The sequence below is a fragment of the Rhizobium leguminosarum genome (assembly GCF_010668065.1).
GTDB lineage: Bacteria > Pseudomonadota > Alphaproteobacteria > Rhizobiales > Rhizobiaceae > Rhizobium > Rhizobium leguminosarum_S.
In genome coordinates this window covers 229,449-242,762 of sequence record NZ_WUEN01000007.1, presented here as the reverse complement: position 1 = coordinate 242,762, position 13,314 = coordinate 229,449, and the positions used below count along the sequence as shown (strand labels likewise).

At 63.0% G+C, this 13,314-nt stretch carries 13 protein-coding genes; 10 read left to right on the top strand and 3 right to left on the bottom strand.

Annotation, left to right across the window (positions count from 1 at the left end):
- Window positions 1-326: 326 nt before the first annotated feature.
- From rpsT to mutM, 3 genes are all read right to left on the bottom strand, one after another.
- Window positions 327-605, bottom strand: coding sequence for a 30S ribosomal protein S20 (rpsT, locus tag GR198_RS20855; protein WP_003544819.1), 279 nt, complete (start codon window positions 603-605; stop codon window positions 327-329).
- A gap of 192 nt (window positions 606-797) precedes the next feature.
- Window positions 798-1,571 carry an enoyl-CoA hydratase gene (locus tag GR198_RS20850; protein ID WP_164069519.1) on the bottom strand — a complete coding sequence of 258 codons (774 nt, stop codon included), beginning with the start codon at window positions 1,569-1,571 and terminating at the stop codon, window positions 798-800.
- A gap of 39 nt (window positions 1,572-1,610) precedes the next feature.
- Window positions 1,611-2,501, bottom strand: coding sequence for a bifunctional DNA-formamidopyrimidine glycosylase/DNA-(apurinic or apyrimidinic site) lyase (mutM, locus tag GR198_RS20845; RefSeq protein WP_164069518.1), 891 nt, complete (start codon window positions 2,499-2,501; stop codon window positions 1,611-1,613).
- A gap of 148 nt (window positions 2,502-2,649) precedes the next feature.
- Between mutM and ubiE the strand changes: the two genes are divergently transcribed.
- From ubiE to GR198_RS20795, 10 genes are all read left to right on the top strand, one after another.
- Complete coding sequence (gene ubiE / locus GR198_RS20840; protein ID WP_164069517.1) at window positions 2,650-3,426, top strand: bifunctional demethylmenaquinone methyltransferase/2-methoxy-6-polyprenyl-1,4-benzoquinol methylase UbiE; 777 nt, start codon at window positions 2,650-2,652, stop codon at window positions 3,424-3,426.
- Between the two features lie 62 nt (window positions 3,427-3,488).
- Complete coding sequence (gene ubiB / locus GR198_RS20835) at window positions 3,489-5,063, top strand: 2-polyprenylphenol 6-hydroxylase (protein ID WP_164069516.1); 1,575 nt, start codon at window positions 3,489-3,491, stop codon at window positions 5,061-5,063.
- A 192-nt stretch (window positions 5,064-5,255) separates the two neighbouring features.
- Entirely contained in the window at window positions 5,256-6,842 is a 1,587-nt protein-coding gene (locus tag GR198_RS20830; protein ID WP_164025240.1) for an aromatic amino acid lyase, read from the top strand.
- Window positions 6,843-6,865: 23 nt separating this feature from the next.
- Entirely contained in the window at window positions 6,866-8,245 is a 1,380-nt protein-coding gene (locus GR198_RS20825) for a dihydroorotase (protein ID WP_029873933.1), read from the top strand.
- On the top strand, window positions 8,242-9,522 hold the full coding sequence (locus GR198_RS20820; RefSeq protein ID WP_164069515.1) for a Zn-dependent hydrolase: 1,281 nt from the start codon (window positions 8,242-8,244) through the stop codon (window positions 9,520-9,522). Before GR198_RS20825 ends, GR198_RS20820 begins: the two co-directional genes overlap by 4 nt.
- Window positions 9,503-10,600 carry a DUF917 domain-containing protein gene (locus tag GR198_RS20815; protein ID WP_164069514.1) on the top strand — a complete coding sequence of 366 codons (1,098 nt, stop codon included), beginning with the start codon at window positions 9,503-9,505 and terminating at the stop codon, window positions 10,598-10,600. Before GR198_RS20820 ends, GR198_RS20815 begins: the two co-directional genes overlap by 20 nt.
- A 3-nt stretch (window positions 10,601-10,603) precedes the next feature.
- Window positions 10,604-10,933, top strand: a complete 330-nt coding sequence (locus GR198_RS20810) for a TfoX/Sxy family protein (protein WP_029873936.1) — start codon at window positions 10,604-10,606, stop codon at window positions 10,931-10,933.
- 18 nt (window positions 10,934-10,951) lie between these two features.
- The gene (locus tag GR198_RS20805) at window positions 10,952-12,613 is read left to right on the top strand and encodes a urocanate hydratase (RefSeq protein WP_029873937.1); all 1,662 of its coding nucleotides are present in this window, start codon (window positions 10,952-10,954) and stop codon (window positions 12,611-12,613) included.
- Window positions 12,614-12,666: 53 nt separating this feature from the next.
- The gene (locus GR198_RS20800; protein WP_018495663.1) at window positions 12,667-12,909 is read left to right on the top strand and encodes an AbrB/MazE/SpoVT family DNA-binding domain-containing protein; all 243 of its coding nucleotides are present in this window, start codon (window positions 12,667-12,669) and stop codon (window positions 12,907-12,909) included.
- Entirely contained in the window at window positions 12,906-13,298 is a 393-nt protein-coding gene (locus GR198_RS20795; protein ID WP_029873938.1) for a type II toxin-antitoxin system VapC family toxin, read from the top strand. The genes GR198_RS20800 and GR198_RS20795 overlap by 4 nt, the downstream gene beginning before the upstream one ends.
- Window positions 13,299-13,314 lie beyond the last annotated feature (16 nt).

The following is a 13,314-nucleotide window of genomic DNA, read 5'->3' as shown; positions in this document are numbered from 1 at the left end:
TCCGCCTACCCTTTTCGGGCGTCACACCAGCGTCAAAAAAGAATCGCAGTTGAATCAAAGAGATTCCCCGTTCGGGCTATTTTGACACGCATTGAAAGAAAAAAAAATAAAATCCTCTTGACTCGCCTGTGGTCCCGGAAGCTTGGGGCAGAGTCGCGCGGTGCAAAAGCATCCTTGCGCAAGCTATTGTTTCTACACACTTTTTCCTGTCATGGCACTGACACGAAATAGTCGTGAGATTAACCATGCAGGGGCCGATCGGTTGAATCGAAAAAGCCCGGTAAAATTACCGGGCTAATCATAAAGAAGAAGTCCTTAACGGAAGATTACGCGGTCGTGGTGACCGAAAGAGCCTTCACACGAGCAGCCAGACGCGAGACCTTGCGCGATGCCGTGTTGGAATGCAGCACACCCTTGCTGGCGGCGCGGGCAAGCTCGGGCTGAGCAGCCAGGAAAGCTTCCTTCGCCTTGGCGGCGTCACCGGATGCGATGGCCTCTTCGACCTGGCGAACGAAAGTACGAACGCGCGAGCGACGAGCCTTATTGACGTCGGTACGGCGGGCGATCTTGCGGGTCGCTTTTTTCGCCGAAGTTGTATTGGCCATGGATGCCTCTCTCAAGAATTCGAACAAACTCCGCCATTACCGCGGGCCTTGCGGCCACAAAATCCAGCAATGCGGGAGCAATCGCGGAAAACCAAACCGGCTTTCCGAACCGTGGGCGGGCATATAACTCTAAAGCCGGCCCACGTCAACGCGGATTTTCAAGCTTTACCACCGGCAAGCGCCTAAAAGCATTCAACGGTGCGTAAAAGCAGGTTTGCGCTTCTCGACGAAGGCCGCCATGCCTTCTTTCTGGTCGTCCGTGGCAAAGAGACTGTGAAACAGGCGGCGCTCGAAACGCAAGCCCTCCTCCAGCGTCGTCTCGAATGCGCGGTTGATCGCCTCCTTGGCCATCATCACCGAGGGGCGCGACAGCGAAGCGATCTTTTCGGCTGCGGCAAAAGCCTCGTCGAGCAGACGTTCGGGCGCGACCACACGCGAAACGAGTCCCGATCGTTCGGCTTCCGCCGCATCCATCATGCGGCCGGTCAGGATGAGATCCATCGCCTTCGCCTTGCCGACGGCGCGCGTCAGCCGCTGCGAGCCGCCCATGCCGGGAATGACGCCGAGGGTGATTTCCGGCTGGCCGAACTTCGCCGTCTCCGAGGCGATGATGAAATCGCACATCATGGCGAGCTCGCAGCCGCCGCCGAGCGCAAAACCGCTGACCGCAGCGATCACCGGCTTGCGTGCCTTGGCGACCTCATCCCAGCCGCTGATGAAATCACTCTTATAGATATCGGCGAACTGGAGCGGCTGCATCTCCTTGATATCGGCGCCGGCAGCAAAGGCGCGCTCGGAACCGGTCAGCACGATCGCCCCGACCGTCTCGTCGGCGTGGAAGGCGGCATAGGCCTCTTTCAGTTCCTTCAGGACGGTGGAGTTCAGCGCGTTCAGCGCCTGCGGGCGGTTCAGCGTGACGAGGCCGACATTGCCTCGGGTTTCGACGATCAGGGTCTCATAGGCCATGCTGTTCTCCCGGTTTCTCACTCTTAACGTCTGGCAGGCTTACTTCTGGCAGGTGGCGCAATAGAAGGTGGAGCGGCCCGCCTGGACGATGCGGGCGACCGTACCGCCGCAGCCGGGCGTGCGGCAAGCCTGACTTTCGCGATCATAGACGGAGAAGGAATGCTGGAAATAGCCGAGCGATCCGTCGGTCTGGATATGGTCGCGCAGCGATGATCCGCCGGCGGCGATCGCGTCGGCGACGACGTCGCGGATCGAGGTGACGAGCAGGTCGAGCTGTGCCTTCGGCCGGCCAGTCGCCGTCACCAGCGTGCCAGCGGCGCGGATCGGCGAAAGATGCGAACGCCACAATGCTTCGCAGACATAGATATTGCCGAGACCGGCAATGTTCTTCTGGTCAAGCAGCGCGCTCTTCAGCGGCTGCGCCTTGTCCCGGAAGCGTTCGGCCAGATAGGCGGCGCTGAGCTCGTTTCCCGTCGGCTCCGGGCCGAGATCGCGGAAGAAGGGATGGGCGGCGAGATCGGCGCGTCCCACCATATCCATGAATCCGAAACGGCGCGGATCGTTGTAGACGACGCGGCGGGGGCCGCTGGCCGCTTGCAGATGGAAGACGACGTGATCGTGCTTCTCGTCCTTCGAGCGGGCATGGTGGAATTCGCCCGGCATGCCGGAGGCTGCACCTTCCTCGATGCGAAAGGAACCGGACATGCCGAGATGCGAAATCAGCGTGTTGCCGTCGTCGAGATCGACCAGCAGGTATTTGGCGCGGCGGCCAAGGCTGACGATGGTGCGGCCGGAAACCCTGTCTGCGAAAGCGTCGGGAAAGGGGAAGCGCAGATCGCCGCGGCGCAGCTCCAGCCTGGTGACGCGCGTGCCCTCCATCGCCGGCGTCAGGCCGCGTTTCACCGTTTCGACTTCTGGCAATTCCGGCATCTTAACCCATCTATCTCTAACGTGTTTCAACCGACGACGATGTGCGCTATAGCGCCAGTGTGCCGCGGAAAACGCGGCCCAGTGATAACGTCGCGCGCGGTCTTTCGCTATGGCCGCCGCGCCTGAATCTCAGGAACGGAGCAGTCTGATGTCAGAAAGCCGCACTTCCGCCGATGGCGGCATGAAGACCTCCTACGGCTTCCGCGAGGTGCCTGACGGCGAGAAGCAGGGCCTGGTCAACCAGGTGTTCCACAAGGTCGCCAAGCGCTATGACATCATGAACGACGTCATGTCGATGGGCATGCACCGCGCCTGGAAGGATGCGATGATCTCGGCGCTGAACCCGCGCAAGGAGCCTGGCTACAAGGTCCTCGACGTTGCCGGCGGCACGGGTGATATCGCCTTCCGCATCGTCGAGGCGTCGGGCAGACAGGCGCATGCCACGGTGCTCGACATCAACGGCTCGATGCTCGGCGTCGGCGCCGAGCGGGCGGAAAAGAAGAAGCTTTCCGGCAATCTCACCTTCGTCGAGGCGAATGCCGAGGAACTGCCTTTCGAGACAGGCAGCTTCGACGCCTATACGATCGCCTTCGGCATCCGCAACGTGCCGAGGATCGATGCGGCGCTGTCTGAGGCCTATCGCGTCTTGAAGCGCGGCGGGCGGCTGCTGGTGCTGGAATTTTCCGAAGTCGATATGCCGCTTCTCGACAAGATCTACGACGCCTGGTCGTTCAATGCCATTCCACAGTTCGGCAAGGCGATCACCGGCGATGCCGAACCCTATCAATATCTGGTGGAATCGATCCGCAAGTTCCCGAACCAGGAGAATTTCGCGGCAATGATCCGCCAGGCCGGCTTTTCGCGCGTCACCTTCACCAATTATACCGGCGGCATCGCCGCACTCCATTCCGGCTGGAAGCTCTGACGCATGACGCCGAAAAGTGTAGAGCGGTTTTCGAATAGCGTCGCGCGAGAATCAAACAGAACATGAGTACTTTCGGCGCATATTTCCGCCTTTGGCGCGTCGGCTGGGTGCTCGTGCGTGAGGGTGTCGTGTCAGCCCTTCCTTCCGAAGGGCTGCCGCCTCCGGTCGCGCTCGCCAAATCCTTCGTCACGATTTTCGAGCGAAGCAAGGCGCGGCATCAGAAGCGCAGCGACCGGTTGGCACAGGCTGTCGAGCGGCTCGGTCCGTCCTATGTGAAGATCGGGCAGTTCCTGGCGACGCGGCCGGATGTTGTCGGCGTCGAATTCGCCAACGACCTATCGCAGCTTCAGGACCGGATGGCCTTCTTTCCCTCGGCCGCCGCCAAGGCCAATATCGAAGGCTCGCTCGGACGGCCGATCAGCGAACTCTATGCGAGCTTCGGCGATCCGATCGCCGCCGCCTCGATCGCGCAGGTGCATCCGGCCGAGGTCGATAGCGCCGAGGGCCGGAAGAAGGTCGCCGTCAAGATCGTGCGCCCCGGCGTGCGCCAGCGCTTTGCCCATGACATCGAGGCGATGTATCTCGTTGCCCATATGCAGGAGCGTTTCCTGCCATCCAGCCGGCGGCTGCGGCCGGTCGAGGTGACGAAGACGCTGGAGCAGACGACCAAGGTGGAGATGGATCTTCGCCTGGAGGCGGCAGCTCTTTCCGAGATCGCCGAAAACACCGAAAAGGACCCGGGTTTCCGCGTGCCGAAGGTCGACTGGGAACGCACCGGGCGCGACGTCATCACCATGGAGTGGATCGACGGCACGAGGATGTCCGATGTCGAGGGTCTACGCGCGGCGGGCCACGACCTCAATGTGCTCGCCGATACGCTGATCCAATCGTTCCTGCGCCACACGCTGCGCGACGGCTTCTTCCATGCCGACATGCATCCGGGCAATCTCTTCGTCGATGCTGATGGCATGATCGTCGCCGTCGACATGGGCATCGTCGGGCGGCTGGGCAAGAAGGAGCGGCGGTTCCTCGCCGAAATCCTCTATGGCTTCATCACCCGTGACTATATCCGGGTTGCCGAGGTGCATTTCGAGGCCGGTTATGTGCCCGGTCACCACAATGTCGAAAGCTTCGCCCAGGCGATCCGGGCAATCGGCGAGCCGATCCACGGGCAGCCGGCCGAGACGATCTCGATGGGCAAGCTGCTGACGCTGCTTTTCGAAGTGACCGAGCTCTTCGACATGGAGACGCGGCCGGAGCTGGTGATGCTGCAGAAGACCATGGTCGTGGTCGAAGGCGTATCGCGCATGCTCAATCCGCGCTTCAACATGTGGAAGGCCTCCGAGCCCGTCGTCGGTGACTGGATCCGCACCAATCTCGGACCGAAACGGATCGCCACCGATCTCAAGGACGGGCTGAAGGCGGCGGTCAAGCTCGCCGAAGCCGTGCCGGAAATCGCAGCGAAGACCGAAAAATTCCACCATCAGCTGCTGCATATGAGCGAGCACGGCTTACGTTTCGATGCTGAGACGGCGGAGGCGATCGGCAAGGCCGAAGCGCGGCACAACCGTTCGGCCAAGATTGCGCTGTGGATCATCGCATTGACGCTTGTCTATATTGCCTGGATGCTGAGCTGATCCGCCTGCCAAAAACATGCTGTGTTCGGCATTTGGGATATCCCATGTGACGGAGGGCTCGCTTAGTCTCGTCTTCAAAGCATGATGCCGAAAAGTGTGAGCGACATCATGCTCTGACTCTTTAATTTAGAACGGGATTCAGATTTTGGGCCGATCGGCCTAAAATCATCCCATTCTAGGGAGATATGGCACATGAAGCACGAACGCCCTGGCATCGAACTTTCCGGACGACCGCTCGGTTTTGCCGAGATGGTGACGATCGGGGCGGGCAAGGCTGCGGTTTCGGCTTCGGCGACAGGCATGGCCCGCATCGCGATCGCCCGCGAGGTCGTCGAGGATGCGATTGCCTCCGGCATGCCCGTCTACGGCTCGACGACAGGCGTCGGCGCCATGAAGGATGTGGAGTGGTCGGCCGACGAACTCGACACCTTCAATCTCGGCTTGGTGCGCGCCCATCATTTCGGCACCGGCACCCCCTTTTCCTGCAATATCGTGCGCAATGCCATGGCGATCCGTATCAACACGGCGCTGACCGGCCAGGTCGGCTGCACGCCGGAGCTGATCCAAGCCTATATCAGGATGCTCGAGGCCGATCTCATCCCGGTCGTGCGCCGTACCGGCTCGATCGGCTGTGCGGATATCGGCCTGATGGGACAGATCGGCGCTGTGCTGACCGGCGTCGGCGAAGCGATCTATCGCGGCAACCGGATGCAGGCGGCCGAGGCTTTCCAGGCGGCCGGGCTGGAACCGATGCGGATGGCGCCGCGCGACAGCCTCGCTTCGCTCAGCATCAATGCGGTGAGCTTTGCCTCGGCAGCGGAAACGACGCGCAACGCCGCGGCCTCGATCCGCGTCCTGCTGGCGACGGCGATGATGGCGGCCGGCGCGCTTGGCGCCTCCCGCGATCCCTGGAAGGCGGTCCGGCATGTCGGAACGGCGCGCGAAGCGCTGATCGGTGCCTGGCTTTGCAATGCCTCCGACGAATGGAACTGGCCCGTCGCAACGCATGTGCAGGATCCGCTCAGCCTGCGGATGATCGCGCAGGTGTTCGGCGCGGTGATCGAAAACCTTTTATCGACCGGACACAAGATCCTTGCCGCCACCGGGCGCTCGGACGACAATCCGGTCGTGGTCGAAGGCCGGGTGATGACGTCGGGGGGCTCGCTGCCGCTCGATGTGACGATCCTGCTCGAATCGGCCGCGCTCTGCATGGCGCATGCGGCGCGCAACGCCTTCAACCGCTGCGTCATTCTCGGCAATGGCCAACGGCGCGACCTGCCGGTCAATCTCGTGCCGCCGGGGCGGATCGCCACCGGTTTCGGGCCGATCATCAAACTTGCCGGCGAGATCTTCTCGCGCGTGCTGTCGATGTCCAATCCCGTGTCGGCCCAGTCGCTGGTCGTCGCAGCCGGGCTGGAGGACGAGGCAGCCTTCCTGCCGCTCGTCATCGAACGCTTCGACCGGCAGATGCGGGCGCTGAAGCGTCTCGCAGCCCTCGAGGCGCTGCTGTCTGCCCAGGCGATCGACATTCTCGGCGATGAACCGAAGGGTGTCGCCGCCATGCTCTACGAGGTCGTGCGCAAACATGCGGATTTCTATACGGTCGACCGGCCGCTTTCGGCTGAAGTGGAGGCGATCGAGGAGGAACTTGGTTCGGACGAATTCGTGACCAAGCTGACCGAGCAGGTTCCGATCGCCTCCTTCGACGATTTCTTCGCCCTCGGCTCGCTGCAGCGCATCGAGGAACGGCTAACCCATCACGAGCCGGCAGCGGTCTGATTTCCAGTTACGGAGGAAGCAGCATGGACTTCGATCTCGTTCTGCAGGGCAGTGTGGTGCTGCCGGACCGCATTCTCGAAGAGGGCTATGTCGCCGTGCGCGACGGCAAAATCGCCGAGGTCGGCCTCGGCGTGCCGCCTGCGGGCCGCGAACGGCATCTGCTCGGAAAAGCGCTGATCCTGCCCGGTGCGATCGACGCGCAGGTGCATTCGCTTTCCCAGAAAGACCAGGAGGACTTCCTCTGGTCGACACGCTCGGCGGCGGCCGGCGGCGTGACAACGATTGTCGACATGCCCTATGACGAGGGCAATCTCGTCTGCTCGGCGGCGGCGGTGAAGCGGAAGATCGATCATGCCGGTCCGCAGGCGCGCGTCGACTTTGCGCTCTACGGCACCGTCGATCCGGAAGAAGGCCCGGCGCGCATCCGTGAGATGGTCGAGGCAGGCGTCGCGGCCTTCAAATTTTCGACCTTCGGCACCGATCCCAAGCGCTTTCCGCGCATTCCGCCGGCCCTGCTCGACGCCTGCTTTGCGGCAATCGCGCCGACGGGACTGACGGCGGGCGTGCACAATGAAGACGACGAGGCGGTGCGCACTTACATGGAGCAAGTGAAGGCAAGCGGCATCACCGATTGGCGGGCGCACGGCCTGTCGCGGCCGCCGATCACCGAGCTGCTGGCAATGCATACGATCTTCGAGACGGGTGCCAATACCGGCTGCCCGGCACATGTGGTGCACTGCTCGCTCGGGCGCGGCTATGATATCGCGCGCGCCTATCGCCGCGACGGCTTTGCGGCGACGGTCGAATGCTGCATCCACTACCTGACGCTCGACGAGGAAAACGACGTAAAGCGGCTCGGCGGCAAGGCGAAGATCAATCCGCCCGTGCGGCCGCGCGCCGAGGTGGAGACGCTCTGGCGGAAGGTGGCCGAGGGTGATGTCTGGCTGCTTTCGACCGACCACGTCAGCTGGTCGGAAAACCGCAAGACCAATCCAGACATGCTCGCCAACGCATCCGGCGTTCCCGGCCTCGAGGTGATGGTGCCGCTTTTCGTCAAAGGTGCCATCGAACGCGGCATTCCGCTGACATGGGCCGCCAGGCTGATGGCGGAGAACCCGGCGAAGCATTTCCGGCTCGACCATATCAAAGGCGCGCTGACGCCGGGCAAGGATGCAGATATCGTCGTGCTGGAGCCGCGCGACAGCGTCTATGACGCCGCCGCGAGCGGCAACAATGTCGTCGGCTGGAGCCCCTATAACGGCATCCGCCTGCCCTGGACCGTCTCGGCCACCTATCTGCGCGGTGAAAAGATCGCCGAGGGCGCGAAGGTGCTGGCCGAGCCCGGCACCGGCCGGTTCGTGCGGCCGCTGCCGCGCCAGGTCATTGCGGGAGCTGAAGCATGAGCCGCAATCTTCCCGTCAAGGCCGGCCGGATCGCTGAAGATATCGAGGCGCTGGCCGGGATTACCGAGCCGGGGCACCCTTGGACGCGGCGTGCCTTCTCGCCGCTCTTCCTCGACGGCCGGGCCTATATCGAAGCACGGATGAAGGCGGCGGGGCTGGAAACGCGGATCGATGCCGCCGGCAATCTGGTCGGACGGCGGACAGGCCGGAAACCGTGGCTGGGCACGATCATGGTCGGCTCGCATTCCGACACGGTGCCGGATGGCGGCCGCTTTGACGGCATTGCCGGGGTCATCTCGGCGCTGGAGGTGGCGCGCGCGCTTGTTGACCAGAATATCGAGCTCGATCACGATCTCGAAGTCGTCGATTTCCTTGCCGAGGAGGTCAGCATCTTCGGCGTGTCCTGCATCGGCAGCCGCGGTATGACAGGCCAGTTGCCGGAGGCATGGCTTTCGCGCGTCAGCGACGGGCGCGACCTGGCCGAGGGCATCGCCGAGGTCGGTGGCCGACCGGATGTGCTGATGCAGCAGAACAGGCCCGATATAGCCGGCTTTCTGGAGCTTCATATCGAACAAGGCCCGGTGCTCGAAGCCGAAAATGAGGATGTCGGCATCGTCACCGCGATATCAGGCATCACCCGTATCGAGATCACCGTCGAAGGGCGGGCCGACCATGCCGGCACGACGCCGATGGACCGGCGGGCGGATGCGCTGGTGGCGGCGTCGCAGCTGGTGCTCGACATCCGCAATGCCGCTGCCGAACTTGCCAAGTCGCCGGGGCATTTCGCGGCGACGGTCGGCGAATTCCGGATCGAGCCGAATGCCGCCAATGTCGTGCCGTCGAAGGTGGTGCTGCTGATCGATGGCCGTGCCGAAATCCGTGCCGACATGGAGGCATTCTGCCGCTGGCTCGACGGCCATGTCGAAAAGCTGGCGGGGGCCTATGGCGTGACGATCAAGACGCCGAACCGGGTTTCCGACAATCAGCCAACGCCTGGCGATGCCGGGCTGCTGTCGACCTTGGAGGCTGCCTGCGAACGGGTCGGCGCGAAACATCGGCGGATGGCCTCCGGCGCAGGACACGATACGGCCTGGATCGCCAAGGTGGCGCCGGCGGCGATGATCTTCGTGCCTTGCCGGGAAGGCCGCAGCCATTCGGCCGACGAGTGGGCTGAGAATGACGATATCGCGCTCGGCGCCGCCGTGCTTTTCGAGGCGGTGCGCGAGATGGACACGAGCTTGAATCAGGAGAAGGCGAATGGGGCGCATACTCGTTGAGAAGGACGTGGAAGCTGCCGTCAAGGGCGGCTCCGTCTATGCCGCCGGCGGCGGCGGCTGGGCCGATCACGGGCGGATGCTCGGGCTTGCCGCCGTCAATGTCGGCAAGCCAGAGCTGGTCTCGATCGATGAGTTGAAGGACGAGGATTGGGTCGCGACTGCGGCTGCGATCGGCGCGCCGGCCTCCACCACCCCCTGGGAAATGCAGGGCATCGATTATGTGAAGGCCGTGCAGCTGCTGCAGGAGGCGCTGGGCGAAAAGCTTTCCGGGCTGATCATCGGCCAGAACGGCAAATCCTCGACGCTGAACGGCTGGCTGCCGTCGGCGATCCTCGGCACCAAGGTGGTCGACGCGGTCGGCGATATCCGCGCGCATCCCACAGGCGACATGGGCTCGATCGGCATGGCCGGATCGCCCGAGCCGATGATCCAGACCGCCGTCGGCGGCAATCGCGCCGAGAACCGTTACATCGAGCTGGTGGTGAAGGGTGCGACGGCGAAGATCTCGCCGGTGCTGCGGGCCGCCGCCGATCAATCCGGCGGCTTCATCGCCAGTTGCCGCAATCCGCTCCGAGCCTCCTATGTCCGCAGCCATGCGGCGCTCGGCGGTATCTCGATGGCGCTTGCGCTGGGCGAAGCAATCATCGCGGCGGAGAAGCGCGGCGGATCTGCCGTCGTCGACGCGATCTGCAAGACGACGGGCGGGCATATCCTTGCCGAAGGCGTCATCACCCGCAAGGACGTCGTCTATACCAGGGAAGCCTTCGACATCGGCACGATCAGAGTCGGCGCAGGCGAAAAATCGGTGACGCTGCATGTGATGAACGAATATATGGCGGTGGACGATGCGGATGGCAAAAGGCTTGCGACCTTCCCCGCCGTCATCACCACGCTTTCACCGGAGGGCGAGCCGCTCAGCGTCGGCCAGCTCAAGGAGGGCATGCATGTCTTCATCCTGCATGTGCCGATGGAGATCATTCCGCTGTCGGCAAGCGTGCTCGATCCGACCGTCTATCCCGTCGTCGAAAAGGCGATGGGGATCGAGATCGCACGCTATGCGTTGGCGACGAAGGCCTGAGCCATGGCGCGCGATCCCGGTCTCGAAGAACTGATGCGCGAGGAGCTCGGCGATCGGCCGGGCCTTGCCGAAAAGTCCATGTTCGGCGGCCGGGCCTTCATGCTGAACGGCAATCTTCTCTGCTGCGCGCGCCATGACGGCATGCTGATCCGTCTCGGCAAAGGGAATGACGGCTGGGCGCTGGCGCTGCCAGGCGTGATCCAGATGCTGTCGGGCGAGCGTGTCATGCATGGCTGGGTGCGCGGCAATGCCGAAGTTTACGGCGACGATGCCCTGAGACGACGTTTGCTCGATGCGGCACTCGCCTATGTGGAATCGCTGCCGAGCAAATAGCAAAACGAGGAACCCACGATGCCGAAGGCCAATCCACGTCATCCGAAATTTCCGATTCCCGGCGGGCCGGAACTGCGCGCCAAGGGCTGGCGGCAGGAGGCGCTGCTGCGGCTGCTCGAAAACGTGCTCTCCGTCGGCGAGGATCCCGACAACCTGATCGTCTATGCCGCCCTCGGCAAGGCGGCCCGCAACTGGGCAGCGCATAGGGGCATCGTCAAGGCGCTGACCGAGATGGAGGAGGACCAGACGCTGCTCATCCAGTCCGGCAAGCCGATCGGGCTCGTACGAACGCATGCCAAGGCGCCGCTGGTCATCATGGCGAACTGCAATATCGTCGGGCAATGGGCAAAGGCCGAAGTGTTCTACGAGCTGCAGCGCAAGGGGCTGATCTGCTGGGGCGGGCTGACGGCCGGCGCCTGGCAATATATCGGCAGCCAGGGCGTCATCCAGGGCACGTACGAAATCTTCATGCGCATTGCCGAGCGGCGCTTCGGCGGCGATCTCCTCGGCCGGTTCGTGTTGACGGCTGGCCTCGGCGGCATGGGCGGAGCGCAGCCGCTCGCCGGCCGCATGGCAGGCGCTGCGATCCTCTGCGTCGACATCGATCCGGAGCGGGCCCGCAAGCGCCAGCAGATCGGTTATCTCCAGGAAATCGCGCCCGATCTCGATGCCGCCCTTCGGATGATCGATGCGGCGGTGAAGGACAAGCGGGCGCTGTCCGTCGGCCTCGTCGGCAATGCGGCGGAGGTCTATCCCGAGATCGCCCGGCGCGGCATCGTGCCTGATATCGTCACCGACCAGACCTCGGCGCACGACCTCGTCTATGGCTATGTGCCGAAGGGCATGAACCTCGATCAGGTCAAGGGTCTGCGCGACGATGGCCAGGGGCAATTGATGGCGGCAAGCCGCGCCTCGATCGTCGAGCATGTGACGGCGATGCTGGAGTTCCAGAAAAAGGGCTCGGAAGTCTTCGACAATGGCAACCTGATCCGCACGCAGGCCAAAGAGGGCGGCGTCGCCAATGCCTTCGACATTCCGATCTTCACCGAGGCCTATCTCAGGCCGTTGTTTGCCCGGGCGATCGGCCCATTCCGCTGGATGGCGCTATCGGGCGAGGAGAGCGACATCGCCCGCATCGACGACCTGCTGCTCGAAATGTTCCCCGACAACAAAATCATCACCAACTGGATCCGGCTGGCGCGCGAGCATGTGCCCTTCGAGGGGCTTCCGGCCCGCATCGCCTGGCTCGGCCATGGCGAACGCACGGCACTCGCTCGGCGCGTCAATGCGCTGGTTGCGAGCGGCGAACTCAAAGGCCCCGTCGCCTTCTCCCGCGACCATCTCGATGCCGGCGCCATGGCGCATCCCAATATCATGACCGAGGGGATGAAGGACGGCTCGGATGCGATCGCCGACTGGCCGCTGATCGACGCGATGATGCTCTGCTCGTCGATGGCCGATCTGGTCGTCATCCATTCCGGCGGCGGCGGCTATGCCGGCTACATGACGAGCTGCGGCGTCACCGTCATCGCCGACGGCACGGATGCCGCCGACGAACGGCTCGACCATGCGCTGACCAACGACACGGCGCTCGGCGTCATGCGTTATGCCGATGCCGGTTACGAGGAAGCGCTGGACGAGGTGGCGAAGAAGGACGTGCCCTATATCCGGCTTGGTTGAAATGGACCACGATCTGCTATATATCATTGTCATATCCCGCCGAGGACGATGACATGGAAACAGCAAAAATCTTCTGGTCAGGGCGTTCCCAAGCCGTCCGTTTGCCAAAGGAATTCCGCTTTGATGGCGATAGCGTCACCATTCGACGGCAGGGGCGTGCGATCATTCTCGAGCCGATTTCCGATGATTGGGACTGGCTTGCCGACGTGGCCGGTCCGGTTGATCAGGACTTTGCGACAGCGGCGGAAGAGAAGCCTGCCGGGCAGGAGCGACCCGAACTCGACTTCTTCAAATGAAGTACCTGCTCGATGCGAATGCCGTCATTGCCCTGATGAAGGTCAATGAGCGCCTCATCGCCGAACTGCGCAAACACAGACCGCAAGATTTCGCCATACCGGCAATCGTTGCGCATGAACTCTTCTACGGTGCTTACAAAAGCCTCCGTACCGATGAGAATCTGGCGCGGATCGATGCATTGCAATTCAATATCCTGGAATTCGACCGGAACGACGCGCGCAAGGCGGGGGAAATCCGCGCGGCGCTGCAGGCATTGGGAACGCCGATCGGACCCTATGACGTCCTGATTGCCGGACAGGCCGCCGCACGCGGCCTCATCCTGATCACCCGCAATCTGCGTGAGTTCGAGCGCGTGGCTGATTTACAAACCGAGAATTGGGAAGGTTAGCTTCAATCAAGTCGTC